The organism is Anoxybacillus sp. LAT27, from assembly GCF_022030075.1.
GTDB classification, from domain to species: domain Bacteria; phylum Bacillota; class Bacilli; order Bacillales; family Anoxybacillaceae; genus Anoxybacillus; species Anoxybacillus kestanbolensis.
Window position 1 is genome coordinate 1 of the sequence record NZ_JAIWYK010000175.1, and the last position, 271, is coordinate 271.

Below are 271 nucleotides of genomic sequence, written 5' to 3' on the forward strand. Positions count from 1 at the left end.
ATCCATAACATGGTGCGCGACCGCGGCGACTGGTGCATTTCCCGCCAACGGGCGTGGGGCGTGCCGATTCCGGTCTTTTACGGCGAAAACGGCGAACCGATCATCACCGATGAGACGATCGAGCATGTGTCGAACTTGTTCCGCCAATACGGATCAAACGTCTGGTTTGAGCGCGAGGCGAAAGACTTGCTGCCGGAAGGGTTCACTCATCCGTCAAGCCCGAACGGCCTCTTTACGAAAGAAACGGACATTATGGACGTCTGGTTTGACT

General features: G+C 56.1%; 1 protein-coding gene. It reads left to right on the plus strand.

What is annotated here, in order from left to right; genetic code table 11:
- Nucleotides 1-271 (plus strand): class I tRNA ligase family protein (locus LD028_RS09015; RefSeq protein ID WP_237811617.1); only part of this gene is annotated, 271 nt, incomplete at both ends.